This is a genomic window from Oryzobacter faecalis, assembly GCF_046764005.1.
Classification (GTDB): domain Bacteria; phylum Actinomycetota; class Actinomycetes; order Actinomycetales; family Dermatophilaceae; genus Oryzobacter; species Oryzobacter faecalis.
In genome coordinates this window covers 188,937-213,238 of record NZ_JBKOFW010000005.1, presented here as the reverse complement: position 1 = coordinate 213,238, position 24,302 = coordinate 188,937, and the positions used below count along the sequence as shown (strand labels likewise).

General features: G+C 74.0%; 25 protein-coding genes. 6 read left to right on the top strand and 19 right to left on the bottom strand.

The genetic code is table 11. The features are described 5' to 3' along the window. Positions 1-18: 18 nt before the first annotated feature. Positions 19-945, bottom strand: coding sequence for a Ppx/GppA family phosphatase (locus ACK8HX_RS11700; RefSeq protein WP_411940873.1), 927 nt, complete (start codon positions 943-945; stop codon positions 19-21). A 101-nt stretch (positions 946-1,046) separates the two neighbouring features. Between ACK8HX_RS11700 and ACK8HX_RS11695 the strand changes: the two genes are divergently transcribed. Both ACK8HX_RS11695 and ACK8HX_RS11690 read left to right on the top strand, forming a co-directional pair. After that, entirely contained in the window at positions 1,047-1,988 is a 942-nt protein-coding gene (locus ACK8HX_RS11695) for a hypothetical protein (RefSeq protein ID WP_411940872.1), read from the top strand. Then, positions 1,985-2,674 (top strand): class I SAM-dependent methyltransferase, encoded by a 690-nt coding sequence (locus ACK8HX_RS11690; protein ID WP_411940871.1) that lies wholly within the window; start codon positions 1,985-1,987, stop codon positions 2,672-2,674. Before ACK8HX_RS11695 ends, ACK8HX_RS11690 begins: the two co-directional genes overlap by 4 nt. Here ACK8HX_RS11690 and ACK8HX_RS11685 read toward each other — a convergent pair. Then, positions 2,668-3,111 (bottom strand): SRPBCC family protein, encoded by a 444-nt coding sequence (locus ACK8HX_RS11685; RefSeq protein ID WP_411940870.1) that lies wholly within the window; start codon positions 3,109-3,111, stop codon positions 2,668-2,670. The genes ACK8HX_RS11690 and ACK8HX_RS11685 overlap by 7 nt on opposite strands. A gap of 33 nt (positions 3,112-3,144) precedes the next feature. Continuing rightward, entirely contained in the window at positions 3,145-4,035 is an 891-nt protein-coding gene (locus ACK8HX_RS11680) for a fructose bisphosphate aldolase (RefSeq protein WP_411940869.1), read from the bottom strand. A 161-nt stretch (positions 4,036-4,196) separates the two neighbouring features. Between ACK8HX_RS11680 and ACK8HX_RS11675 the strand changes: the two genes are divergently transcribed. Further along, positions 4,197-4,547, top strand: a complete 351-nt coding sequence (locus tag ACK8HX_RS11675; RefSeq protein ID WP_411940868.1) for a VOC family protein — start codon at positions 4,197-4,199, stop codon at positions 4,545-4,547. A 13-nt stretch (positions 4,548-4,560) separates the two neighbouring features. Here the strand turns inward: ACK8HX_RS11675 and nadC are convergent, their stop codons facing one another. The 5 genes from nadC to ACK8HX_RS11650 are packed head-to-tail and all read right to left on the bottom strand — an operon-like array spanning position 4,561 to position 9,506. Beyond that, entirely contained in the window at positions 4,561-5,448 is an 888-nt protein-coding gene (nadC, locus tag ACK8HX_RS11670; protein WP_411940867.1) for a carboxylating nicotinate-nucleotide diphosphorylase, read from the bottom strand. Beyond that, positions 5,445-7,238: an L-aspartate oxidase gene (locus tag ACK8HX_RS11665; protein ID WP_411940866.1), complete on the bottom strand. Its 1,794-nt coding sequence runs from the start codon at positions 7,236-7,238 to the stop codon at positions 5,445-5,447. The genes nadC and ACK8HX_RS11665 overlap by 4 nt, the downstream gene beginning before the upstream one ends. 15 nt (positions 7,239-7,253) lie before the next feature. Further along, the gene (gene panD / locus ACK8HX_RS11660) at positions 7,254-7,673 is read right to left on the bottom strand and encodes an aspartate 1-decarboxylase (protein WP_411940865.1); all 420 of its coding nucleotides are present in this window, start codon (positions 7,671-7,673) and stop codon (positions 7,254-7,256) included. 33 nt (positions 7,674-7,706) lie between these two features. Beyond that, complete coding sequence (panC, locus tag ACK8HX_RS11655) at positions 7,707-8,624, bottom strand: pantoate--beta-alanine ligase (RefSeq protein WP_411940864.1); 918 nt, start codon at positions 8,622-8,624, stop codon at positions 7,707-7,709. Beyond that, positions 8,625-9,506: a Rossmann-like and DUF2520 domain-containing protein gene (locus ACK8HX_RS11650; RefSeq protein ID WP_411940989.1), complete on the bottom strand. Its 882-nt coding sequence runs from the start codon at positions 9,504-9,506 to the stop codon at positions 8,625-8,627. It lies immediately after the preceding gene. Between ACK8HX_RS11650 and ACK8HX_RS11645 the strand changes: the two genes are divergently transcribed. Then, positions 9,505-10,344, top strand: a complete 840-nt coding sequence (locus ACK8HX_RS11645) for a class I SAM-dependent methyltransferase (protein ID WP_411940863.1) — start codon at positions 9,505-9,507, stop codon at positions 10,342-10,344. The two genes, ACK8HX_RS11650 and ACK8HX_RS11645, sit on opposite strands and share 2 nt — an antisense overlap. A gap of 104 nt (positions 10,345-10,448) precedes the next feature. Here the strand turns inward: ACK8HX_RS11645 and ACK8HX_RS11640 are convergent, their stop codons facing one another. After that, entirely contained in the window at positions 10,449-10,916 is a 468-nt protein-coding gene (locus tag ACK8HX_RS11640) for a cupin domain-containing protein (RefSeq protein WP_411940862.1), read from the bottom strand. A 96-nt stretch (positions 10,917-11,012) separates the two neighbouring features. On the opposite strand from ACK8HX_RS11640, the gene ACK8HX_RS11635 reads away from it, so the two are divergent. Together ACK8HX_RS11635 and ACK8HX_RS11630 are read left to right on the top strand one after the other, a co-directional pair. After that, positions 11,013-11,954 carry an SAM-dependent methyltransferase gene (locus ACK8HX_RS11635; protein ID WP_411940861.1) on the top strand — a complete coding sequence of 314 codons (942 nt, stop codon included), beginning with the start codon at positions 11,013-11,015 and terminating at the stop codon, positions 11,952-11,954. Between the two features lie 102 nt (positions 11,955-12,056). Next, entirely contained in the window at positions 12,057-13,190 is a 1,134-nt protein-coding gene (locus ACK8HX_RS11630) for an NADH-quinone oxidoreductase subunit D (protein WP_411940988.1), read from the top strand. A 24-nt stretch (positions 13,191-13,214) separates the two neighbouring features. Here the strand turns inward: ACK8HX_RS11630 and ACK8HX_RS11625 are convergent, their stop codons facing one another. From ACK8HX_RS11625 to ACK8HX_RS11580, 10 genes are all read right to left on the bottom strand, one after another. Further along, complete coding sequence (locus ACK8HX_RS11625) at positions 13,215-14,642, bottom strand: L,D-transpeptidase (protein WP_411940860.1); 1,428 nt, start codon at positions 14,640-14,642, stop codon at positions 13,215-13,217. Positions 14,643-14,813: 171 nt separating this feature from the next. After that, positions 14,814-15,311 (bottom strand): DUF3180 domain-containing protein, encoded by a 498-nt coding sequence (locus ACK8HX_RS11620; RefSeq protein ID WP_411940859.1) that lies wholly within the window; start codon positions 15,309-15,311, stop codon positions 14,814-14,816. Then, entirely contained in the window at positions 15,311-16,255 is a 945-nt protein-coding gene (gene folK, locus ACK8HX_RS11615) for a 2-amino-4-hydroxy-6-hydroxymethyldihydropteridine diphosphokinase (protein ID WP_411940858.1), read from the bottom strand. Before folK ends, ACK8HX_RS11620 begins: the two co-directional genes overlap by 1 nt. Continuing rightward, positions 16,252-17,100: a dihydropteroate synthase gene (gene folP, locus ACK8HX_RS11610; RefSeq protein WP_411940857.1), complete on the bottom strand. Its 849-nt coding sequence runs from the start codon at positions 17,098-17,100 to the stop codon at positions 16,252-16,254. Before folP ends, folK begins: the two co-directional genes overlap by 4 nt. Positions 17,101-17,107: 7 nt before the next feature. Next, positions 17,108-17,767, bottom strand: coding sequence for a GTP cyclohydrolase I FolE (gene folE, locus ACK8HX_RS11605; RefSeq protein ID WP_411940856.1), 660 nt, complete (start codon positions 17,765-17,767; stop codon positions 17,108-17,110). Then, a complete protein-coding gene (gene ftsH / locus ACK8HX_RS11600; protein ID WP_411940855.1) occupies positions 17,754-19,856 on the bottom strand; it encodes an ATP-dependent zinc metalloprotease FtsH in 2,103 nt (700 codons plus the stop codon). The genes folE and ftsH overlap by 14 nt, the downstream gene beginning before the upstream one ends. A 153-nt stretch (positions 19,857-20,009) precedes the next feature. Continuing rightward, the gene (gene hpt / locus ACK8HX_RS11595) at positions 20,010-20,561 is read right to left on the bottom strand and encodes a hypoxanthine phosphoribosyltransferase (protein ID WP_459349934.1); all 552 of its coding nucleotides are present in this window, start codon (positions 20,559-20,561) and stop codon (positions 20,010-20,012) included. A gap of 63 nt (positions 20,562-20,624) precedes the next feature. Then, positions 20,625-21,620 (bottom strand): tRNA lysidine(34) synthetase TilS, encoded by a 996-nt coding sequence (tilS, locus tag ACK8HX_RS11590; protein WP_411940854.1) that lies wholly within the window; start codon positions 21,618-21,620, stop codon positions 20,625-20,627. A 130-nt stretch (positions 21,621-21,750) separates the two neighbouring features. After that, positions 21,751-22,791, bottom strand: coding sequence for a zinc-dependent metalloprotease (locus ACK8HX_RS11585; RefSeq protein ID WP_411940853.1), 1,041 nt, complete (start codon positions 22,789-22,791; stop codon positions 21,751-21,753). A gap of 40 nt (positions 22,792-22,831) precedes the next feature. Further along, entirely contained in the window at positions 22,832-24,271 is a 1,440-nt protein-coding gene (locus ACK8HX_RS11580) for a D-alanyl-D-alanine carboxypeptidase (RefSeq protein WP_411940852.1), read from the bottom strand. Positions 24,272-24,302 lie beyond the last annotated feature (31 nt).

Here is a 24,302-nt window from a genome sequence, read left to right as displayed (position 1 = left end):
TCGGCGGGCGGGCACGGCTCAGCTCATCCTGTCCAGGTGCCGCAGGATGATGCCCTCGCGCAGCGCCCAGGGGCAGATCTCGAGCCGGTCGAGCCCGAGGAGGTCCATCGTGGCCTCGGCGACGATGGCGCCGGCGAGCAGCTGTCGCGCCCGCGACACCGAGACCCCCGGCAGGTCGGCGCGCTGGGCGGCCGTCATCCGGGCGATCTCGGGCAGCCGCGCGCTCAGGGCGTCCAGCGGCAGCTCGCGCGAGGCGTACATCCCCTCACCGCTCGGGGCCGCACCGCAGATCCGCGCGAGCGAGCGCATCGTCTTCGAGGTGCCGACGGCCCGGTCGGGCGCCCCGGCCTTCGCGAGCGGTCGGAGCTCGGCGGCGATGGCGGCGCGCACCCGGCGCCGCGCCTCGCGCACCGTGTCGGTCGACGGCGGGTCGCCGTCCAGGAGGTCGCGCGTCACCCGGCCCGCGCCGAGCGGCAGGGACACCGCGACGTCCGGGTCCTCGTCGATGCCCTGCGCCAGCTCGAGGGAGCCACCGCCGATGTCGGCGACGAGGAGGGTCCCGGCCGACCACCCGAACCAGCGTCGGGCGGCGAGGAAGGTCAGGCGCGCCTCGTCCTCGCCGCTGAGGACGTCGAGCGGCACGCCGGTGCGCTCGCGGACGTGGGCGAGGACCTCCTCGCCGTTCGGGGCCTCGCGGATCGCGCTCGTGACGAACGCGCGGACGTCCTCGACGCCCTGGTCCTCGGCGACGCGCGTGCACTCCTCGACGAACTGGGCGAGCCGGTCGCGGCCCTCGTCGGCGATCCGCCCGTCGTCGGTGACGTGCTCGGAGAGCCGCAGGTCGATCTTGTGCTTGCTCGCGGGCAGCGGCTGGGCGCCGGGGTGTGCGTCGACGACGAGGAGGTGGACCGTGTTCGATCCGACGTCGATGACCCCGAGGCGCATGGGCCCAACCTAGTCGGTGGCGAGGGCACCACCGGTGGTGTCCCGTCCCGCGGCGAGCGCGCCCGCCGCGGGCCCGGCGGGCAGGGACCTAGGGTGGACGCGTGCCCGAGACGCCCCTCGACATCCCCCGCACCTGGGCCGAGTTCGCCGACCCGGCGAACTCCGGCCAGCGCTTCCGCGTCGACCTCACCTGGCTGACGTCGAGCTGGACCTGCATCTACGGCGCGGGCTGTCGAGGCATCTACGCCGACCGCCCCGACGACGGCTGCTGCACCCTCGGCGCGCACTTCACCGACGACGAGGACGTCGAGCGGGTCCGTGCGGTCGTGGCCGAGCTCGGCGAGGACGAGTGGCAGCACCACCCCGGTCACGGCAAGCGGGGCGACAAGGACCCCTCGCGCCTGTCGGCCTGGACCGAGAAGGAGGACGGCGCCCGCAAGACCAAGGTCGTGGGCGGGGGCTGCATCTTCCTCAACGGCCCAGACTTCCCGGCAGGCGCCGGCTGCGCGCTGCACCAGCACGCCGTGCTCACCGGGATGCCGCCGCACGAGGCCAAGCCCGACGTCTGCTGGCAGCTGCCGATCCGACGCAGCTACCGCACCGTCGAGCAGCCCGACGACACCTCCTACCTGGAGGTGACGATCGCCGAGTACGACCGTCGTGGCTGGGGGCCCGGCGGCCACGACCTCGACTGGTACTGCTCGAGCAACACCGAGGCCCACGTCGGCGCCGAGCCGGTGTTCCGCGGCAACCGTGCCGAGCTCACCGCCCTCATGGGCGAAGATGCCTACGCCGAGCTCGCGATCCGGTGCGAGGCGCACCTGGACACGGTCCGCCGGGCCCGGTCCGCCGGCGCCCGCACGCTCCTGCCGCTGCTCGTGCACCCGGCGACGCTCGAGGCCGGCACGATCGGAGGACGCCGCACGCGCGTTCCCCGTCGCAGCGGCGCCGTCGCCGAGGGCGTCCCGGGGGGCAACGAGCCGGCGCACCCGGTCCCCCCGGCGGCGTCCAAGGGTGGGAGGAAGCGACCCCGCCCCTCGTGATCCGCAGCCCCAACATCTGGGACGCCCCGGACGTCTACGAGCTGGAGAACCTCGCCGCCGACCGCGCCGGAGTCATCGACGCGGCGATCGGGGCGCTGCACCCGTGGCAGGGCGCGGTCGTCCTCGACGTCGGCTGCGGTACCGGCTTCCACCTGCCGCGGTTCGCGGGGCTGGGGGCTCGTGCCGCCGTGGGTGTCGAGCCGCACCTGCCCCTCGTCGACCGGTCGAGGTCACGACTGGCGGCGCGCGAGGACGACTGCGCCGCAGCGGTTCTCGGCGGCGACGCGGAGCGCCTCCCCCTCGCCGACGCCTCGGTCGACATCGCCCACGCCCGCTGGGCGTACTTCTTCGGGGCGGGCTGCGAGCCGGGCCTCGCCGAACTGCGGCGCGTCATCCGTCCCGGCGGGGTCGCCTGCCTCGTCGACAACGACGCGACGCGGTCGACCTTCGGTGCCTGGTTCACGCATGCCTACCCGGCCTACGATCCTGCTGCGGTGCAGCGGTTCTGGGACAGGCAGGGCTTCTCGACCGAGCACCTCACCATCGACTGGACGTTCGAGCGTCGTGAGGACCTCGAGGCCGTCGTGCGCATCGAGCTCCCACCGGGGCCCGCCGAGGCGGCCCTCGCCCGGCACGAGGGCCTGACGGTCGACTACGGCGTCGCCCTCCGCTGGCGCCGCTACTGACCGCGCTCGAGGAGGCGCTGGAGGCGGGTCAGGTCCTTGGTCGTCGCCCGCTCCATCGCCCTCGACAGCACGGGGGCCGCGACCGCGCCGAACCCGGAGGGCGACCCGTGGTTGCGCAACGTCATCCGCGTCGACCCGCTCGGCAGGTCGGAGAAGGAGTACGTCGTCGTCATCGGGAAGGGACCCTCGGCGGTCGACATGACGAGGCGCTCGCCCGGTACCAGCTCGGTCACCTCGTAGGTGTAGGCGATGGTGCGGCCGAGGAAGCGCGCGACGAACCGCATCCGGCTGCCGACCCGCACCGGCGGGGCGTCGAGCAGCTCGACCGACCGGATGTTCCGGTACCAGCGCGGCACGTTGGCGGGGTCCGTCGCGAACTCGGCCACCTCCGCACGGGGTCGGCGGATGTCGGCCTGCACGGTCACGTCGACGTCCATCGCCCCATCATGACCCCTCGCCCCTGCGGAGGGTCAGGTGGCCGACGCCTGTGCGATGGCGTCGATCGACGCGTCGAGCGCGGCGTCGAACCCGGCGTCGTCGAGGTCGACCGTGAGGCCCTCGGTGAGGGCGCGCGAGAAGCTCGCGATGACCCCGGGGTTGCGGGCGAGGCGAGCCACGGCCTCCTCCCGGGTGTACCCGCCGGAGAGCGCGGCGACCCGGAGCACGCGGGGGTGGTCGAGGAGTGGCCGGTGCCCGCCGTCGACCTCGGGGAGGGTGAGCTTGAGGACGACGTCCTCCCCCTCGGCCAGCCCGTCGAGGTGGTGGAGCAGGGTGACCTGGAGGATGTCCTCCGCCTCGGTCTTGTCGGGCGAGTGGATGTCGACCTCGGGCTCGACGATCGGCGTGAGCCCGGCGGCGATGATCCTGCGCGCGGTGTCCACCTGCTGGGCCACGACCTCCTCGATGCCGGAGGCGTCGGCATGGAGGACGAGCGAGCGCATCTTCGTGCCGAACACCCCCGCGGCCAGGGCACGTTCGAGGAGGGAGTCGAGGTCGGGCATGGGCTTCATCAGCTTGACCCCGTGCGCCTCCTCGGCGAGCCCCCGGTCGACCTTGAGGAACGGCACGATCCCCTTGCGCGCGCGCAGGTACTCGGCCGACCCGAGACCGTCGATCTCACGGTCCATCGTCTGCTCGAAGAGGATGGTCGCGAGGATGCGGTCACTCGTGAAGACCGGGCTGGTGATGATGCGGGTGCGCATCGCGTGCACGAGGTCGAACATGCCGGCCTCGTCGGACCAGGCGGACTCCGGGACGCCGTAGCGGCGCAGGGCGCCCGGGGTGCTGCCGCCGCTCTGGTCGAGGGCGGCGATGAAGCCCCGGCCGGTCCGCATCCTGTCGAGCATCTCGTGGCGGTCCATGGTGCGTCCTTCCCGGTGACGCTCCCACCACGGTCGCGGTGGGTGGTGGCCACCCGCGTCCTGCGTCCAGCGTCCGCCGGGACGCAGCCGCGCGCAAGGACGGAGGTCACGTCCGGCCGTGCCCGACCGGCCCTCGGGCCCGGGTGGGGGAGACTGGGGCGATGCTGAACCGCCTGGTCCCGAACGTCTTCTACGCGGACATCGCCGTCGGCCTCGACCTCTTCTGCGACGGGCTGGGCCTCGTGGTGGTCCATCGCGACGGTGACCTCGCCGTCGTCGAGCGGGAGGGCGTCAAGCTCAACCTGTTCGAGAACGCCGAGTGGGCCGCGAAGGACCGCCCCGAGCTCGCCATCGAGACCGACGACATCGAGTCCGTCTTCACCGACGTCGCCGCCCGGCGCCCTGACCTGCTGCACCCGAACCTCCCGCGGATCACGCTGCGGCCGTGGGGCGCTCGGGAGTTCTCCCTCCTCGACGCCACGACCGTGTGCGTCGTCGTCCGCCAGTGGTGAGGACGGAGCCGGCTCAGGACGGGTCGAGGTCGAGGGCGATGTCGACGATGGGCGAGGAGTGCGTCAGCCCGCCGACCGAGAGGTAGTCGACGCCGGTGGCGGCGTAGTCGGCGGCGACCTCGAGCGTGAGGCCACCCGTCGCCTCGACCTCAACGGTCTCGCCGGTGTCGCGCACCGCGGCGACGGTGGCCCGGAGCAGGTCGGTGGACATGTTGTCGCACAGCAGGAAACGTGCCCCTGCACGCACGGCCTCGAGGGCCTCCTCGGTCGTCGTCACCTCGACCTGCACCGGCACATCCGGGAAGGTCGCGCGGACCGCCTCGATGGCCGGGGTCAGCCCGCCCGCTGCGAGCTTGTGGTTGTCCTTGACCATGGCGCAGTCGTAGAGGCCCATCCGCTTGTTGGTGCCGCCGCCGCACCGCACCGCGTACTTCTCGAGCGCCCGCATCCCGGGGGTCGTCTTGCGGGTGTCGAGGACCATGGCACCCGAACCGGCGAGGACGTCGGCCCAGCGCCGGGTGTGGGTCGCGACGCCAGAGGTCCGGGAGAGGACGTTGAGCGCCGTGCGCTCGGCGACGAGGGTCGTGCGGGTCGAGCCGGAGAGCATCGCGAGGAGGTCGCCGCGGGCGACGCGTGCCCCGTCCTCGACGCGCACCTCGACGGCGACCGCACCGGTGCCGAGGCGCCGGGACACCGCGTCGACGACGAGGGCGACGACAGGGAGCCCGGCGACCACCCCGTCGGCACGGGCGACGAGGTGGGACACCGTGACCTGGTCCTCGGGGATCGTCGCCATGGTCGTCACGTCGGTGCCGGTGCCGAGGTCCTCGTCGAGGGCGCGCTCGACGAGCAGGAGGGCGTCCTCCAGCGGGAAGCCGTGGTCGGCGTGGGCCTCGGTCATGCGGTACCCCCGGGGTGCTCGGTGGCCACCGGGACGTCGCCGGCGAGGTCGTCGGTGAAGGCGTCGGTGAGGTCGTCGGTGAGGTCGTCGGTGAGGTCGTTGGCCGGGCCGACGACCGGATGCTCACTGACGACCAGGGCGCCGTCCGCGGCGCGAGCGGTCGTGAGGCGGGTCAGCCACCGGGAGTCGTCGCGGTGGGGGAAGTCCGACCGCACGTGTCCCCCGCGGGTCTCCGCGCGCCGGTGCGCCACCTGGGTCAGCGCGCGCCCCAGGTGGAGCAGGTTCGTCGTCTCCCACGTGAGCGGTCCGGGCTCGGCACCGCTCGGTGCGAGGGCGGCGAGCGTGGCGAGGTCGACCGCCGTCGCCGAGGTGGACCCGGCCGTCCGCACGGGGCCCGAGCCGCGCGTCATCGCCCGCTGGACGTCGAGCCGGCGCGACGCGTCGAGGACGGCGGCCTCGCCCTCGACGACCGGGGTGCGCAGCGGCAGCTGGCCGTCGCCGAGCCGAGCGGCGACGTCGTCGGCGATGCGGTGGGCGAAGACGAGCCCCTCCAGGAGGGAGTTCGACGCGAGCCGGTTCGCGCCGTGGACCCCGGTGCAGGACACCTCGCCGCACGCGTACAGCCCGTCGACCGACGTGCGCCCCAGCAGGTCGGTCTCGACTCCGCCGGAGGCGTAGTGCTGGGCCGGAGCCACCGGGAGCAGCTCGGTGGCCGGGTCGAAGCCGAGCTCGCGGCAGCGCGCGACGATCGAGGGGAAGCGCTGCTCGAGGAAGTCGCCGCCGAGGTGCCGCGCGTCGAGCCACACGTGGTCGACGCCCTGGTCGCGCATGACGTCGAGGATGGCGCGGGCCACGACGTCACGCGGCGCGAGGTCCGCGAGCTCGTGACGTCCCGCCATGATCCGCTCCCCGGTGCCGTCGACGAGGAAGGCACCCTCGCCGCGGACCGCCTCCGAGATGAGCGGCTGCTGACCGGTCGAGCCCTCGCCGAGGAAGAGCACGGTCGGGTGGAACTGCACGAACTCGAGGTCGGTGACCCGCGCCCCGGCCCGCAGCGCCGCGGCCATCCCGTCGCCTGTGGCCACGGGCGGGTTCGTGGTCGACGTGTAGATCTGGCCCAGCCCGCCCGTCGCGAGGACCACCGCCCGGGCGTGCGCGGCGCCGACGCCGTCGACCTGCCCCTCGCCGATGACGTGGAGGGTCACGCCGCAGACGGCCCCGTCGGCCGCGGTGAGGAGGTCGACGACGAGCGCGTGCTCGATGACCTCGATGCCCGGGTCGTCGCGGACCCGGTCCAGGGCGGCGATGAGGGCGCGCGAGATCTCGGCCCCGGTGGCGTCGCCGCCGGCATGGGCGATGCGGTCGCGGTGGTGGCCGCCCTCGCGGGTCAGCTTGATCTCGCCGCCGGCGTCACGGTCGAACTCGGCTCCGAGGGCGACGAGCTCGCGCACCCGGTCCGGGCCCTCCGTGACGAGGGCGCGCACGGCTGCGGTGTCGCACAACCCGACTCCTGCGACGAGGGTGTCGTGGAGGTGCTCCTCCGGGGTGTCCTCCGGGTCGAGGGCGGCCGCGATGCCCCCCTGCGCCCAGGTCGTGGAGCCCGCGGAGAGAACGGTCTTCGTCACGAGGAGGACGCGGTCGACCTGCTCCCGCAGCCGCAGTGCGCACGTCAGCCCGGCGATGCCCGACCCCACGACGACGACGTCGGCCGACGCGGTCCACCCCGGCTCGGGCGCGGTGAGCCTGCGGGGGACCCTTGGCGGGTCGGCGGTGAGCGGCGCGGTCGTCATCGAGGTCGGCGTCGTTCAGGCTCGTGCCGTGACGGCCGCGGTCTGCAGCCCGAAGCCGGGTGGGACGTCGCCGGGGTCGTCCCCGACCTCGACCACGCGGTTGGCGCCGTCGACGAAGACGACGTGCGGCGAGAAGGAGCGCGCCTCGGCATCCTCCATCACGGCGTAGGAGATGACGATGACGGTGTCGCCCGGGGCCACGAGCCGCGCCGCGGCGCCGTTGACGCACACGACGCCCGAGTCACGCTCGCCCTCGATGACGTACGTGGTGAACCGGTTGCCGTTGTCGACGTCGACCACGTCGACCTGTTGCCCGGGCAGGAGGTCGGCCGCGTCCATCAGCCGGCGGTCGAGGGTCAGGGAGCCGACGTAGTGGAGGTCGGCGTCGGTGACGGTGGCCCGGTGGATCTTGCCGTGGAGCATGAGTCGCTGCATGGGAGAACGGTCCTCGTGACGATCGGGTCGTGGTCAGACGTCGGCGCGGGCGTGCGAGACGTCGGAGAAGACGTCCCGTGCACCACCGCCCGGCCCGACCTGGAGCGGGGTGTTGTCGATGAGCCGGGTCGTGCCGACGCGGGCCGCGACGGCGAGCAGGGCCTCGCCCCGGTACCACTCGGGGACGTCGGCGAGGGTGTGCGGGTGGACGAGGACGAGGTAGTCGACGAGGGCCAGCGGCTCCTCCACGAGAACCTCGCGAGCGGCACGCCGCACCGCCGACGGGCCGAACGTCGCCGCCTCGGCCCCGGCCCGCAGCGCCCGGCTCAGCGAGAGGGCGACCTCGCGGTCGGACTCGGTCAGGTACATGTTGCGGCTGCTCATCGCCAGGCCGTCGGCCTCGCGCACGGTCGGCACGGAGACGACGTCGACGGGGAAGTCGATGTCGTGGACCATCCGGCGGATGAGGAGGAGCTGCTGCGCGTCCTTCTGCCCGAAGTACGCGCTGCGTGCGGCGGTCAGGTGCAGCAGCTTGCCGACGACCGTGAGGACGCCGTCGAAGTGGCCCGGCCGCGACGCGCCCTCGAGCACCTCGCCGAGCGGACCGGCGGAGACGCGGACCCCCGGGTCGCCGTCGGGGTAGACGACGTCGGGCGTCGGCGCGAACACGACGTCGACCCCGGCGCGGGTGCAGATCTCCATGTCGGCGTCGAAGGTGCGCGGGTAGCGCGAGAGGTCCTCCTTCGGCCCGAACTGGAGGGGGTTGAGGAAGATCGTCACGATGACGTGCGCGTGCCGCTGGCGGGCGGCGCGGATGAGGTGCGCGTGCCCGTCGTGCAGGGCGCCCATCGTCATGACGACGGCGACGTCGCGGCTCGGCAGCGCCTCGCGGGCCGCCTTGAGCTCCTCGCGCGTGTGCGCGACGACGGGGGTGGTGGTGGTCGTGGTCACTCAGCGCTCCTGGTCGGAGAGGGTGTCGAGGAGCGGCTCGGCCGCCGCGGGGCGGAGCCGGCCGCTGTCGAGGGCGCGCAGCGCGGTGGCGCGGGCGAGGGCGACGTAGGTCCTCCGGATCTCGGGCGAGAGCCGGTCCAGCTCGCGCAGGTGGTCCTCCACGGTACCGACGTCACCGCGGGCGACCGGCCCGGTGAGGGCTGCGTCACCCATCCGCAGGGCGTTGTCGAGAGCGGCGCGCATCAGGGGGCCGAGGACGCGGCGCGGCTGCTCGACGCCCGCTCGGGAGAGCAGGTCCATCGCCTCGCTCGTCAGGGTCACGAGGTGGTTGGCGCCGTGGGCGAGGGCCGCGTGGTAGGCCGCGCGGTCGGCCTCGGCGACCCAGACCGGGTCACCGCCCATCTCGACGACGAGGGCCTCGGCGACAGGACGCAGCACCTCGTCGGTCGTCACACCGAACGCGCAGTCGGCGAGCCGGTCGAGGTCCATCGCCGTGCCGGTGAACGTCATCGCGGGGTGCAGCGCGAGGGGGAGGACGTGGTGCCGCCGGGCGGGCTCGAGGACGCCGACGCCGTGCCGCCCGCTCGTGTGGACGACCATCTGGCCGGCCTGCCAGGCCCCGGTCGCGGTGAGGCCGGCGACGAGGTCGGCCAGCGCGTCGTCGGGGACGGCGAGGACGACGAGCTCGGCGGCGCCGACGATGGTCGCCACGTCGGCGAGCGGGACGTCGGGGAGGAGGTCGGCGGCGCGGGCCCGGCTGGCGTCCGACACGGCGTAGGCGCCGGTGACGCGGTGGCCGGCCCGGGCGAGGGCCGCGCCGAGCACCGCGCCGACCCGCCCCGCACCGACGACGCCGACGGTGAGGCGGGCGGGGTGCTCGATGCCGTCCACGAGCGTGCACGCTACCGCCACGACTCCGAGGCGTAGGCGCGCGCGACCAAGGTCGCCCGGGCCGCCGTCCGCTCAGACCATCCAGCGAACGGTTCCCTCGGTCACGGCCGACTCCTTCTCGAAATCGTCCGAGGGGGCCGATACTGGCCGCGTGAGTGACTGCTGCGACTCCGGCAGTTACCGGGCCACATTCAGCGATCGGTTCGCTCGCCGGCTGGCTCGGCGGTACCGGCGGCACGGGCTGAACCGCACCCAACGGCGCCTCGTCGGGTTCCTCGCTGCGCGCGGGATCGAGGGCGCCACCGTCCTGGAGATCGGTGGGGGCGTCGGCGACCTCCAGGTTGAGCTGCTTCGTCGTCGAGCGGCGTCAGTGACCAACCTCGAGCTCTCGACCGGCTACGAGGAGCAGGCGCGCGATCTGCTCGAGCGCTCCGGGCTGAAGGGGCGCGTGGAACGCCGGTTCATCGACATCGCCGTCAGCCCCGACCAGGTCGAGGCGGCGGACGTGGTCGTGCTGCACAGGGTCGTGTGCTGTTACCCCGACTACCATCGGCTGCTCTCGTCGGCCGGTGGGCACGCGAACAGGCTGTTGGTGTACACGCATCCGCCGGCACATCCGTTCACGCGGTTCGTCATCGGCTGCGACAACATGCTGCGCCGGCTCCGGAGGAACGACTTTCGCGCCTTCGTGCACCCGCCCGACGCCATGCTCGAGGTCCTGCGGGAGCAGGGACTCACCGTCCGGTACCGGCACCGTGGCCTGTTCTGGACAGTCGTCGGTCTGGAGCGAACCTCGATCGGACAGCCTGGGGGTCACGCCGGCGCCTGACGGCCGCCTGCGATGTACCCGGGCCACGACGTTGACAGCGGCGGGGCTGGTCGAACGATCCTCCGTGGGATCGGCCACCCGATGAGCGCCCGTTCGCGGGCTGGTCAGAGGTACAGGTCGGGTACCGGGCCGACGATCCCCATGTGGTTCCGCTCACTGATCTCGTCGAGGAGCTGGGGCGTTGCCAGACCGTTGGCCTCCGCCTCTGCGAGCTCCTCGAAGAAGCCCACCATGGCGGCAGGGCTGAACAGGTTCAGCTTCTTCCCCGGTTCGTCTGAGACCACCACGAACGTGTGCACGACGTTCGGCGGCACGTAGACGAAGCTGCCGGGTCCACAGTGCACCTGGCGGTCCTCGAGATGCATCCGGTAGACCCCCTCCAGGACGTAGAAGGCCTCCGCAGCGTCACGGTGCACGTGCAGGGGTGGACCAAAACCGGGTGGTTCTCCTTGGGTCCGGAGGACGGTGAACGCTCCGGAGGTCCCCGGCTCGTCAGCCAGAACCACGGCCTCGAAGTTCCCCAGGTCCAGCAGGCGGCCCTCGCCCGGGAGGACGACGAAGGGCATGGTCATGCCACTCAGGATCCCGGGCGATGTCGCGCAGGGCAACTGCCGACGGACAACCAGGGGGCGGGCCGGGCTGGGCGCTCGGACCGATAGCGTGCCGACGTGGTCCCGTGGCGTGAGGCGTGGCACGAGGCGCTCTACGGCGCCCGTGGCTTCTACCGGCGCGTCGAGGGACCCGCCGGGCACTTCACGACCTCGACCCACGGCCCGCTCGGCGCCGTCCTCGCCGCGGCGCTCGGCCGGCTCGCCGACCGGGAGGGCGTGAGCCACGTCGTCGACGTCGGGTGCGGGCGGGGCGAGCTCCTGCACCACCTCGCGGCGGGCCGACCGGACCTCCGCCTGACCGGGGTCGACGTCGTCCCGCGACCGGCCGGCCTCCCGGACGCCGTCGACTGGCTGCGCTCCCCCGGTGGCGCCCACCTCCCCGACGCCCTGGCCGACCTCGAGGACGTCCTCGTCGTGGCGCACGAGTGGCTCGACGTCGTGCCGTGCACGGTCGTCGAGGTCGATGACGGGGGCACACCCCGGACCGTCCTCGTCGACGCCGCCGCCCGGCAGGAGGAGCTCACCGGCGCCATCGACCCCGGCGACGCCGCGTGGTGCGCGGAGCACTGGCCGCTCGACGACCTGTCCCCGGGGACGCGGGTCGAGGTGGGGCTGAGCCGTGACCGCGCGTGGCTGGGCCTCGTCGGCCGGGTCCGGCGCGGCGTCCTCCTCGCCGTCGACTACGGCCACACCCGCGACGCGCGTCCACCAGCCGGCACGCTCGTCGGCTACCGCGACGGCACCGCGGTCCCCCCGCTGCCGGACGGGACCTGCGACCTCACGGCCCACGTCGCGGTCGACTCCCTCGACCAGGACGAGCGGACCACCCAGCGCGAGGCCCTGCGCGCCCTCGGGGTCACGGCCGACACGCCACCGCTCGACCTCGCCCGCACGGACCCGGCCGGCTACCTCACCGCCCTCGCGTCGTCCTCGGCCGCCGCGGCGCTCACCGACCCGAACGGGCTCGGCGCGTTCCACTGGGTCCTGCGGCGGGTCTGAACCCGCGGCCACGGCATCGGCGGCCCGCGCCGGACCCGGTGGGGCAGACTGGGCCGGGTGAGCCCCGACGCCCCCACCGAGACGCGCGCCCTCGACGTCGGGATGGGCGCGGGCGGTCTGGCGACCGCCGACATGGTGCTCAACATCGGCCCGCAGCACCCGGCGACCCACGGCGTCCTCCGCCTGCGGGTCGTCCTCGACGGTGAGCGCATCGTGTCGGCCGAGCCGGTCATCGGCTACATGCACCGCGGCGCCGAGAAGCTGTTCGAGGTGCGCGACTACCGGCAGATCACCGTCCTCGCCAACCGGCACGACTGGCTGTCGGCGTTCGGCAACGAGCTCGGGGTCGTCCTCGGCGTCGAGGCGATGCTCGGGATGGAGCTGCCCGAGCGCGCGGTGTGGCTCCGGACCCTGCTCGCCGAGCTGAACCGCGTCCTCTCGCACCTGATGTTCCTCGGCTCGTACCCGCTCGAGCTGGGCGCCATCACCCCGATCTTCTACGCGTTCCGCGAGCGCGAGGAGCTCCAGGCGGTGATGGAGGAGGCCTCCGGCGGGCGGATGCACTACATGTTCAACCGGGTCGGCGGCCTCAAGGAGGACGTCCCGGCCGGGTGGCTCGGACGGGTCGGGTCCGCGGTGACCGCCGTGCGACGGCGCCTGCCCGACCTCGAGTCGATGATCGTCGGCAACGAGATCCTGCGGGCCCGCACCCGCGGCGTCGGGGTGCTCGATGCCGGCACGTGCCTCGCGTACGGGGTGTCGGGTCCGATCGCGCGGGCCAGCGGGGTCGACCTCGACCTGCGGCGCGACGACCCGTACCTGGCCTACCCGGCCCTGTTCGCCGACGGTGGCCCGGGCCGCGTGGTCACCCGCACCGAGGGCGACTGCCTGGCCCGCCTGGAGGTCCTGCTCGAGCAGGTCCACGTCAGCCTGGACCTCGCCGAGGCCTGCCTCGACACCCTCGCCGCGCTCCCCGCCGGACCGGTCAACCAACGGCTGCCCAAGGTCCTCAAGGTCCCCGAGGGTGAGCGCTACACCGCGACCGAGAACCCCTTGGGGCTCAACGGGTACTACCTCGTGTCGCGCGGTGAGAAGACCCCGTGGCGGCTGAAGCTGCGGTCGGCGTCCTTCAACAACGTCCAGGTGCTCTCGCAGGTCCTGCCCGGCTGCCTCGTCGCCGACATGGTGGCCGTCCTGGGCTCGATGTTCTTCGTCGTCGGCGACGTCGACAAGTAGTCGGCGCGCGGCAGCGGCGTCCGCTCAGTAGTGCGAGCGGACGGTCGTCCCGACCGGCGCGAAGTCGTAGACCCACTTCGCCACGGACACGGGCAGGTTGACGCAGCCGTGCGAGCCGCGGTCGCCCGCGTACCCGAACGAGGACCGCCACGGGGCGCCGTGGAGGGCGAAGCCGCGGTGGAAGTAGGAGATCCACGGCACGTCGGGGGTCTCGTACCGGGTGCCGTCGGCGTTGTCGCCGCGCATCGTCTGCACCTGGCGCTTGAGGTAGACCTGGAACGTGCCGGTGATGGTCGGCTTCTCGTCCGAGCCGTGGACCATCTTCACCGGGCCGTAGACCCGGGTAGCGCCGACGTAGGCGGTCATCGTGTGGGCGCTGAGGTCGACGTCGATCCACTTCTCGCCACGGGTGGCCGGGTAGGCGAGGCCCTCGGCGCCCGGGGCGACCTCACGGTCGGTCCAGGTCGCGGGCCGGGACTTCATCGAGAAGGTGCCGGAAAAGTCCTTGCCCGACGTCAGGGTCGCGGTGAGGGCCTCGGCGACGGCGGGAGCGTCGGTGACGTCGGCACCGTCGCGCGCCTCCTTGGTGACGAGGAGCACCGTGCCGGTCGTCGACACGTGGCGGACGCCGTCGACGGGGTCGGAGGCGACCTTCTCCGCGACGTCGTCGACCCAGGCCCGCACCTTCGCGGCGTCGAGCGTGGGCGTGCCCGGGACCCCGTCGACCGTGGGGATGGCGACCCACGACGCCTTCGTCCTCCCCGACGCGCTGAGGGTGTCCTCGCCGTCCGAGACCTCGACGGTCCGCTCTACGAGGGCGTTGGCCTGCGCGGCGACCTGCTCGGCCGCCTCGGTCGAGACGGTGGGGTCGGCGTCGACGAGCTCGATGGTGGCCGTCGCCGAGGCGAGGTCGCGCGCGGCCCGCTCGACGACGTCGTGGAAGCTGCTCCTCGTGACGGTCTTCCCGGACACGGCGGGGGTGACGACGAAGGACGCCTTGCCGGGGGCGAGGACCACCGCGGCGTCGCGGGCCGACCGGCCGGCCGCGGCGACGAGCCCGGCGACCACCTCGGCGGTGCGCTCGGTGTCGACGCGGACCACGGCGTCGACGTCCCGCCGCGACACCAAGGACGTGGCGTACGACGCCCAGCGCCCGTTCGCGTCGAACACGCCGGCCACGGTCGCCTCGACGTCGACGTCGTAGCCGAGGTCGGCGAGCCGCAGGGCCGCGGTGTCCGAGCCGGAGGCCACGGTGACGGTGACGCCGGCCGCTCGGCTCCGGACCGCCTCGGCGACCTCGGCGCGCGTCAGCCCGGCCACCGAGGCCCCGCCGACGCTGCTGCCCGGGAGCGCCCGGTCCTGGAAGTGCGCGGCGTACGCCGTGCCGGCCCCGGAGACGACCAGCGTCCCGGCGATGACGGCACCGACCAGTGACCTCGTGCGCGTGCTCATCCTGCGTTCGTGCCTTTCGCGACCCCACGGCGCCGACGTCCGCGGGCCGCGCCCATGATGGGGCACGCGGGTCACTACCACAAACCGCCGGTCTCCCGGTGGGCAGGGCCCCGCACGGAGGGCCGCGCCGCCGTCCGGCATGTGGGCATCCGCCGGGCCGCCGGGCGCGTCCTAGCGCCGCTCGAGCCCGCGCTGCTCCCCGGTGGCGCCGCGGTCGTCGTCGTCCGGCGGGTCGACCCGGCACCATCGCTGCGCGACCATCCCGGCCGCGGCGAGGGCAACCCCCGTGAGCGCCAGCGCCAGCAGCGGGAGCACGCGCACCCGGTTCGCGACGAGGGAGAGGTCGGTGAGGACGACGGCCAGCTGCCCGAGGTACCACCCCGCGGCCAGGGCGCCGGTCAGGGCCGCGGCCTGGGCCAGCACGACGACCCGGGCGGCCCGCAGCGCGTCGAGCGGCTCGGTGGCCTCCCCCCGCAGGTAGCGGCGCACCGGCCGCGCCATCCACAGGACGAGGCCGCCCATGACGACGAGCAGGACGCCGGCGAGCACCGGGGGCCGCGGCACGAGCGACCCGGACCGCGTGACGACGGTGAACACGCCGAACCCCAGCGCCGCGGCCAGGAGCGCGGCGAGGCCCAGCGCCTGGACGCGGATCTCCCTGTGGTGCATCAGTGCTCACGTCCTTGTCGGAGGGGCTGGTGGTCGGGGTCGGGCCGGTGACGGCGGCGGACCCCGGAGGTGTCGAGCCCCGTGACGAGGTCGGCGACCGCGACGACGCCGTCGCCCACGCGCAGGACGGCGGACGGGTCGGCGTCGAGCCACGGGACGAGGACGAACGCGCGCTCGTACGCCCGCGGGTGCGGCAGGCCCAGGTGCTCGCGCGTCGAGACGACGTCGCGGCCGACGGACGCGTCGCCGTACTGCACGAGGTCGAGGTCGAGGGTCCTGGCGCCCCAGCGGACCTCGCGGGTCCGGTCGAACCCGGCCTCGACGGTGTGGAGCTCGCGCAGCAACGACACCGGGGACAGCGACGTGCGGGCCAGGACGACCGCGTTGACGTAGTCGGGCTGGTCGGGGGGGCCACCGACGGGCGTCGTGTCGAAGACGGCCGAGCAGGCCAGCACCCTCAACCCGGGGTGGCCGGCCAGCGCCTCGACGGCGGCCGCCACCGTCTCGTCGGGGAGCGCCGACCCCCGCGGCAGGTTGGCGCCGACCGCGATGACGACGGGGACGTCCTCCCGCCGCCGGACGACCCGGACCGTCACGTCGCCGAAGGGCACACCCACCGGCGCCTGGGGCTTGTGCACGGTGACCGTGACCTCATCGACCTCGCTGTGCGACAACGCATCCGAGGCGATGACGTCGGCGAGCCGCTCGATGAGGTCGAACGGCTCGCCCTGGATCCGCGCGAGCGCCGCCGCGCCGATCTCGCCGTAGTTGACGGTGTCGGCGAGGTCGTCGGTGCGTCCGGGCGCGGTGAGGTCGACGGCGAGCTCGACGTCCACGACGAACTCCTGCCCCTCGCGCCGCTCGTGCTCGAACACCCCGTGGAAGCCCCGCCCCCGGACCCCGGACAGCGTGATGCGGTCGCGGGCCGTGCCCCGACCGCTCACGAGGGCTCCCCCGGACCGCGGCCGGCGAGCGCGTCGGCGACGTCGAGGGCGTCGACCGTGCCGACGACGTCGTGGACGCGGACGCACCACACCCCGTGCTGCGCGGCGTACAGCGTCGTGGCGGCGGTGGCGACGTCACGGTCGAGCGGCGCCCGCTCGGTCTCGGCCGTGCGCCCCACCAGCCCGAGGAACTTCTTGCGCGAGGACCCCACGACGAGCCGGTGCCCGAGCGCGGACACCTCGTCGAGGCGCCGCAGCAGCTCCCAGTTGTGGTGGGCCAGCTTGGCGAACCCGAGCCCGGGGTCGAGGACGACGTCGTCGGCCGGGACGCCCGCCGCCACGAACGCCTCGACGCGGGCGGTCAGCTCGCGGCACACGTCGGCCACGACGTCGTCGTAGCGGGCGCGGTCCTGCATCACCGTGCTGTGCCCGCGCCAGTGCATCGCGACGACCGGCACCCCACGCGCCGCGACGAGCGGCACCATCTCCGGGTCGGCGAGACCGCCGCTGACGTCGTTGACCAGGGTCGCGCCGGCGTCGAGCGCGGCCGCCGCCACCGAGGCGCGCATCGTGTCGACCGAGACCGGCGCCAGCTCCGAGAGGGCCTCGACGACGGGCAGCACCCGGCGCAGCTCCTCCTCGGTGCTCGGCCGCTCGGCCCCCGGCCGGGTCGACTCGCCGCCGACGTCGAGCAGGTCTGCCCCCTGGGCGACGAGCTCGCGCCCGTGGGCGAGGGCGGCCTCCGGCGTGAACCAGGCGCCGCCGTCGCTGAACGAGTCGGGCGTGACGTTGACGACGCCCATGACGAGCGGGCGTCCGGGGACGCGGGCGCTCGGCAGCGTCACCTGCGGCTCACCGCTTCCCGCCGAGGAGCAGCGACATCGCCTCGGCCCGGGTGGCGGGGTCGCGCAGCTGACCGCGGACCGCCGACGTGATGGTGCGCGAGCCCGGCTTCTGGACCCCGCGCATCGACATGCACAGGTGCTCGGCCTCGATGACGACGATGACGCCCTGCACGCCGAGCTGGTCGACGAGGGCGTCGGCGACCTGGGTCGTGATCTGCTCCTGCACCTGGGGACGACGGGCGAAGACCTCGACGAGCCGGCCGAGCTTCGACAGCCCGGTGACCCGCCCGTCCGCGGCCGGGATGTAGCCGATGTGCGCGACGCCGTGGAAGGGCAGCAGGTGGTGCTCGCACGTCGAGTACATCGGGATGTCCCGGACGATGATGAGCTCCTCGTGGTCGATCGAGAAGGTCTTCGACAGCACCTCGGACGGGTCCTGCCACAGGCCCGCGTAGAGCTCGCTCGCCGCCTTCGCTACGCGGCGCGGCGTGTCGACCAGGCCCTCGCGCTCGGGGTCCTCGCCGATCGCGGCGAGGAACTCGCGCACGGCGGCCTCGGCCCGGGCGAGGTCGACCGGGGGCCGCTCGGCGGCCGTCACCGGGCGCGCGTCGTCATCGGCAGGGGCGGCGTCGGTCGCGCCGGCCGCGTCCACCTCACGGCTCGACACGACCACCCTCCGGGACCTCGACGACCTGGGTCGGCGGGTGCTCCTGCGGGTTCGGGTCGGCACCCTCGGCGGCGGCCTCGTCGATGGCGGCCTCGGTGTCCGGGTCGCCCTCGGTGACGCGGGCCCCGGCCGGTGCACCCGAGCCGTTGCGGCTGGCGAGCGCGGCCTCCTCCGCCGGGGTGTTCACCGGCGGCAGGTGCGAGATCGTGCGGTGCTCGCTCGACAGCCAGGTCGGGCGGACCGGCCGCTTGCGGATGTCCTTGAACACCTCCGCGAGCTCGGCGGCGTTGAGGGTCTCGCGCTCGAGGAGCTCGAGGACGAGCTTGTCGAGGATGTCGCGGTTGTCGTTGACCGCGTGCCAGGCCTCGTCGTGCGCGTCGTCGACGAGCTTGCGGACCTCCTCGTCGACGACCGCGGCGACGGCCTCGGAGTAGTCGCGCTGGTGGCCCATGTCGCGGCCGAGGAACGGCTCGCCCTGGCTCTGGCCGAGCTTGATGGCGCCGACCCGCTCGCTCATGCCGTACTCGGTGACCATCTTGCGGGCCATCGCGGTGGCCTTCTCGATGTCGTTCGCGGCCCCGGTGGTGGGGTCGTGGAAGATGATCTCCTCCGCGACGCGGCCACCGAGGGCGTAGGCGAGCTGGTCGAGGATCTCGTTGCGGGTCGTCGAGTACTTGTCGTCGGTGGGCATGACCATCGTGTAGCCCAGGGCCCGCCCGCGCGGCAGGATCGTCACCTTCGTCACGGGGTCGAGGTGGTTCATCGCCGACGCGACGAGCGCGTGACCGCCCTCGTGGTAGGCGGTGATCTTGCGCTCCTTGGCCGACATGATGCGGGTGCGCTTCTGCGGGCCGGCGATGACGCGGTCGATGGCCTCGTCGAGGACCTCGTCGTCGATGAGCTTCTTGTCGCTGCGCGCGGTCAGGAGCGCGGCCTCGTTGAGGACGTTCGCGAGGTCGGCGCCGGTGAAGCCCGGGGTGCGGCGGGCGACCGCGAGGAGGTCGACGCCGGCCGCCATCGGCTTGCCCTGGGCGTGGACCTCGAGGATGCGGTGGCGCCCGATCATGTCGGGGTTCTCGACGGCGATCTGGCGGTCGAAGCGGCCCGGGCGCAGCAGCGCCGGGTCGAGGATGTCGGGCCGGTTCGTGGCCGCGATGAGGATGACGTTGGTCTTGACGTCGAAGCCGTCCATCTCGACGAGCAGCTGGTTGAGGGTCTGCTCGCGCTCGTCGTGGCCACCGCCGAGGCCGGCGCCGCGGTGACGGCCGACGGCGTCGATCTCGTCGACGAAGACGATGGCCGGGGCGTTGGCCTTGGCCTGCTCGAACAGGTCGCGGACGCGGGAGGCGCCGACACCGACGAACATCTCGACGAAGTCGGAACCGGAGATCGAGTAGAACGGCACGCCCGCCTCGCCGGCGACCGCGCGGGCGAGGAGCGTCTTGCCGGTACCGGGCTGGCCGTAGAGGAGGACGCCCTTGGGGATCTTGGCGCCGACCGCCAGGAACTTGGCCGGCTCGCGGAGGAACTCGACGATCTCGTGGAGCTCCTCGACCGCCTCGTCGGCACCGGCGACGTCGGCGAAGGTGACCTTGGGGGTGTCCTTGGAGGCGAGCTTGGCCCGCGACTTGCCGAACTGCATGACGCGCGAGCCGCCGCCCTGCGCCTGGCTCATGAGGAACCAGAAGAGCCCGACGAGGAGCAGGACGGGGAAGAAGCTGATGAAGATCGTCCAGAAGGCGCTCTCGCCCTCGCGCTTGTCGTTGTACCCGTCGGGGACGTTGGCCTTGATCGCCGCGATGAGCCCCTCGGCGCGGGCGTCGACGTACTCGGCGCGGACCTTCGTGGCGTTGCGGACCTCGGTCGACTCGTCGGTGAAGCTCTCGCCGGACTTCAGGTCGAGGCTGATGACGTTGTCGGTCGTCATCTCGACCTTGGCGACCTTCTTCTCCGCGATGAGCTTCTCGGCCTGGGCCGTCGTCACCGTGGCGTAGCCGCCGTTGCCGTCGAACGAGAAGACCGTCAGCATCACCACGACGACGACGAGGACCCAGAAGATCGGGGTCCGGAAGATGCGCTTGAAGTCCATGTGGGTACGGAGCCGGGGCTCCGGTCCTCCTGCTCGAGGGTCGGTCGGGCCGCCCGGCGGGGACGCCGGAGGGGCGGGTACACGCTAGCAACGACCCCCACGGACGCCGTGTTCCGCGTGGTCACGCGGTTTCGACGGGCCCGCGGCCCGGGATCAGCTGTAGACGTGGGGGGCGAGGGTGCCGACGACCCGCAGCCCGCGGTACGCCTCGGCGAAGTCGAGGCCGTAGCCGACGACGAACTCGTTGGGGATGTCGAAGCCGACCCACTTGACGTCGACCTCGACCTTGGCCGCGTCGGGCTTGCGCAGCAGGGTGCAGATCTCCACGGACGCCGGGTTGCGCGACTCGAGGTTGGACCGGATCCACGACAGGGTCAGCCCCGAGTCGACGATGTCCTCGACGATGAGGACGTGTCGGCCGCTGATGTCGGCGTCGAGGTCCTTGAGGATGCGCACGACACCGCTGCTCTTCGTGCCCGAGCCGTAGGACGAGACCGCCATCCAGTCGACGGGGGTGCTCATCGGCAGGGCCCGCATGAGGTCGGCCATGACCATGACCGCACCCTTGAGGACGCCGACGAGGAGGAGGTCCTTGCCCTCGTACTCGGCCGCGATGAGGTCGGCGAGCTCGGCGAGCTTGGCCTGGATCTCCTCCTCGGTGACGAGGACTCGTTCGAGGTCGGCTCCCATGTGGGCGGCGTCCACTGCGGCTCCTGGGTGTGGGGGTGGTCGGCCGGCGCCTGTGCGCCGCCGGGGCTCGGGCGTTCCCTATTCAACCGGAGCGGCCGGGCCGATGTGGACCCGACCGTCGAACCGGCCGACGCGGAGGTCGCCCGGCACGTGGACCGGGCCCTGCCCGCGCCAGTGGGTGAGGAGGCGGTCGCACGCCTCGGCGTGCCGACCCGACAGCTGGCCCGCGGGCGCTCCCGCCGCGACGAGGAGCCGCCGCCAGACCCGCGTGCGGACCGGACGCGGCAGGGCCGCGAGGGCATCGACGTCCCAGGGGCCCGCACCGAGGGCGGCCAGCGCGTCGTCGGCCTGTCCGTCGAGGTGGTCGGCGTCCTCGCGGAGCAGGTCGGCCGTGCGGGCGAGCGCGGCCGCGACTCCCGGTCCGAGGTCGCGCTCGAGGTCGGCGAGCGCCCGCCGGGCCCGCACCCGGGTGAGGGCGGCGTCCTCGTTCGTCGGGTCGTCCCAGAACACGATCCCCTCGGCGGTGCACGCGGCGCGCGTCTGCTCCCGCGAGACCCCGAGGAGGGGTCGCCGGTACCGGCCCCGCGCTGCCGGCATCCCCGCCAGCGACCGGGCCCCGGACCCGCGGACGAGGCCGAGGAGGACCTGCTCGGCCTGGTCGTCCCGGGTGTGCCCTAGGAGGACGACCGAGGCACCGAGCCGGTCGGCGGTGTCGTCGAGGGCGGCGTAGCGGGCGGTGCGCGCCGCGGCCTCGGGACCCTCGCCCCGCTCGGCCACGGTGACGGCGACGACCTCGACCTCCGTGATGCCGAGCCCGCGCAGGGTCTCGGCCGCGGTCCGCGCGACCTCGGCTGAGCCGTCCTGGAGCCGGTGGTCGACGACGACCGCCGCCACGCTCCGTCCGTCCTCCCGCGCGGCGTGGGCAGCCCCCTCGGCGAGCGCGAGGGAGTCGGCACCGCCGCTGCACGCGACGAGGACCCGGTCGGCGAGGTCGAGGTCGGCGAGCGCGGCCCGTACGGCGAGGCGCACGGCGGCCACGGCGGGGTGCGGTCGTCCTCCCTCGGCGCGCGTCATCGCGTCACCCCCTGCCGCGTGTGCTGAGGCGGTCGCCGGGGCAGCCACCTGAGCACACGAGGCGAGAGGTCCCGGGCGCGTGTGCTCAGGTGGTCGCCGGGGCAGCCACCTGAGCACACGCGACGAGCGCTCACCCGTGGACGCGGCGGACCCAGCTGCGGGGGTCCTCGATCTCGCGGGCGAGCGGCAGCGTCTCGGGCGAGCTCCAGACGGCGTTGAACCCGTCGACCCCGACGACCTCCTGCGCCCCGCGCACGAACGCGGCGCCGTCGCGGTACTGGCGCATCTTGGCCTCGAGGCCGAGCAGGCGGCGGAGCAGGCGGTCGGCGGCGCCCGCACCGCGACGGCGCTCGGTGAAGCGGCGGCGGATGTGCTCGACGGTGGGGACGTGGGCCGGGCCGACGTCGTCCATGACGACGTCGGCGTGGCCCTCGAGGAGCGACATGACGGCGGTGAGGGCCGCCATCCGCTCACGCTGCTCGGGGGTGGTGACGAGCTCGGCGATGCCGGTGCCCCCCTCGCGGAACACCTCCGGCAGCTTCTCGGTGAGCCGGCCGGCGAGCTCCTGGAGTCGCTCGGAGTCGGGCGCGAGGTCCTCGGCGAGGGACCGGGCCTGGTCGATGACGTGGTCGCGCAGCCACGGCGTCGCGGTGAACTGCACGCGGTGGGTCTCCTCGTGCATGCAGACCCACTGGCGGAAGTCGTCGCGGTCGACGCCGAGCTCGTCGGCGACACTCATGATGTTCGGCGCGACGAGCATGAGCGAGGGCGTGCCGCCGGGCGCGATGTCGTACTGGCCGAGGACCTTCGAGGCCATGAACGCGAGGAGCGCCCCGGCCTCGGCTCCGGTGACCTTGCCGCCGAGCGCCTGGGCCGCCGCGCCGGGGACGTGGCCCCGCTTGGTGACGATGGCGTCGAACGTCGGGTCGAGGAGGGCGCCCATCGAGTCCGCGTTGACGGCGATCCACGTCGCGCGGTCGACCACCAGGGCGTCGGGCGCCTCGGGAGGGGTCTGCATCCGGGCGGTCTCGGCCACCGGGGTGCGCGCGGTGACGGCCGCGGACCGGATCGCCTCGACCTCCGCGCGCGCCTCCTCGGGCGTCACGCTCGGCCCGGCGGGCACGAGAGTGCGCCCCGTCGTCTTCGCGAACTCCCAGTCGACGTACCCCACGTGGTCCTGCCTCTCGTTGTCTGGCCCTGCTCACCGGCGGTCAGCGGCAGCCGCACCTCGTGATGGCGGCGACGATCCGGTCCAACGCGGCCCGGGCCCGCTGCGTTCCCCCGTAGGTGCGGGGGAACCGGTCGACGAGGACCGCGAAGGTCAACGGGCGGCCGTCGGCGGTCACGGTGGTCCCCGCCAGCGACGACCCGGCCCTCAGGGTGCCGGTCTTGGCGCGCGGCAGCCCGACGACGTCGCGTGTCGCGTCGGTGGCGAACCGCCGGGTCAAGGTGCCCGACAGGCCGGAGACCGGGAGGTCGGCGACGGCCGAGCGCAGCTCGGGGACCTCCCCGCTGACCGCGACCCTGAGCACGCCCGAGAGCGTGGCGGCGCTCACCGCCTGCCCGGGGCTCAGGCCCGACGCGTCCTTGAGGACCAGGCCGTCCGTCGGCACCCCGTTCGCCTCGAGCCGGGCCCGGATGAACGCGGCCTCGGTCCCCGCCGGGGTGGTGTCGACCCCGCTCGCGGCGGCCGCCTGGCGGACCAGGTTCTCGGTGAGGGCGTTGTCGCTGAGGTCGAGGGCGAGGTCGAGCAGCTCGCCGTAGGTGGCCGACTCGACGGCCCCGAGGGGCTGCGCCGCTGCGGGCGCCGGGGCGGCCCAGCCCTTCGCCGGGAGGAGGGTCGCCGTGACCCCGCGGTCGGCGAGCCGGTCGACGAACGTCGCGGCGACCCGGGCCTCGGGGTCCTTCGGCGCCGGGCGGGCGGCGCGCGCCCGCTGGGTCGACAGCCCGGTCATGACGACCGCCTGGGTGAACCCGTCGCGGACGTCGTTGGGGTTCCACGTCGGCGGGATGCGGGGGCCGGGCGCGTAGGAGAGGTCGAGCCGCAGCCGCACGGTCGTGCGGCCCGAGGCCGCGAGCGCGTCGGCGACCTGGGCCGCGAGGTCGGCGAGCCCGGCCCGGCCGGCCACGGCGTCCGGGTCACCCGCTCCCGGCGCGAGCAGGGTGTCGCCGGACGCGACGAGGACGAGGTCGGCCGAGCCCTCCTCGGCGACGACGCGGGTCGTCATCCGGTCGGAGAGGTCGAGTCCGTCGGCGACGGCGAGCGCGGCGAGGAGCTTGGCGGTCGAGGCCGGGACCCGGGGCCGGTCGGCGTCGAGGGCGTACAGCTCGTCGCCGGTGACGCCGTCGCGGACGCTGATGCCCAGGCCGCCCTCCAGAGCGGGGTCGGAGGAGGCGGCGGCGACCGCGGCGGCCAGGCCGGCGTCGGTCGGCAGGGGCGCCCCGACCCCGCTGGCGGTGAGGACGTCGCCGGCCGCGGGATCCGCACGCGGGAGGACGACCGGCGCGGGGGTCCCCGACACGGTCGGGGTGGGGACCGGGACCGGTGCGTCGCGGGTGAGGATGCCGGGGGCGACGTCGAGGACGTCGGCGGTGGCGTACCCGGCGAGGGCGAGGACGACGGTCGCGCAGGCGGCCATGACCCGTCTCACCCGCGCTCCCTTCGTCGGCTGGAGGCCCCAT

Excerpts from the sequence above, each read along its gene's own strand:
- ACK8HX_RS11700 (WP_411940873.1), bottom strand. The coding sequence starts at position 945 with ATGCGCCTCGGGGTCATCGACGTCGGATCGAACACGGTCCACCTCCTC.
- ACK8HX_RS11685 (WP_411940870.1), bottom strand. The coding sequence starts at position 3,111 with ATGGACGTCGACGTGACCGTGCAGGCCGACATCCGCCGACCCCGTGCG.
- ACK8HX_RS11680 (WP_411940869.1), bottom strand. The coding sequence starts at position 4,035 with ATGGACCGCCACGAGATGCTCGACAGGATGCGGACCGGCCGGGGCTTC.
- ACK8HX_RS11675 (WP_411940868.1), top strand. The coding sequence starts at position 4,197 with ATGCTGAACCGCCTGGTCCCGAACGTCTTCTACGCGGACATCGCCGTC.
- nadC (WP_411940867.1), bottom strand. The coding sequence starts at position 5,448 with ATGACCGAGGCCCACGCCGACCACGGCTTCCCGCTGGAGGACGCCCTC.
- ACK8HX_RS11665 (WP_411940866.1), bottom strand. The coding sequence starts at position 7,238 with ATGACGACCGCGCCGCTCACCGCCGACCCGCCAAGGGTCCCCCGCAGG.
- panD (WP_411940865.1), bottom strand. The coding sequence starts at position 7,673 with ATGCAGCGACTCATGCTCCACGGCAAGATCCACCGGGCCACCGTCACC.
- ACK8HX_RS11645 (WP_411940863.1), top strand. The coding sequence starts at position 9,505 with ATGCCGTCCACGAGCGTGCACGCTACCGCCACGACTCCGAGGCGTAGG.
- ACK8HX_RS11640 (WP_411940862.1), bottom strand. The coding sequence starts at position 10,916 with ATGACCATGCCCTTCGTCGTCCTCCCGGGCGAGGGCCGCCTGCTGGAC.
- ACK8HX_RS11630 (WP_411940988.1), top strand. The coding sequence starts at position 12,057 with ATGGGCGCGGGCGGTCTGGCGACCGCCGACATGGTGCTCAACATCGGC.
- ACK8HX_RS11625 (WP_411940860.1), bottom strand. The coding sequence starts at position 14,642 with ATGAGCACGCGCACGAGGTCACTGGTCGGTGCCGTCATCGCCGGGACG.
- ACK8HX_RS11620 (WP_411940859.1), bottom strand. The coding sequence starts at position 15,311 with ATGCACCACAGGGAGATCCGCGTCCAGGCGCTGGGCCTCGCCGCGCTC.
- ftsH (WP_411940855.1), bottom strand. The coding sequence starts at position 19,856 with ATGGACTTCAAGCGCATCTTCCGGACCCCGATCTTCTGGGTCCTCGTC.
- tilS (WP_411940854.1), bottom strand. The coding sequence starts at position 21,620 with ATGACGCGCGCCGAGGGAGGACGACCGCACCCCGCCGTGGCCGCCGTG.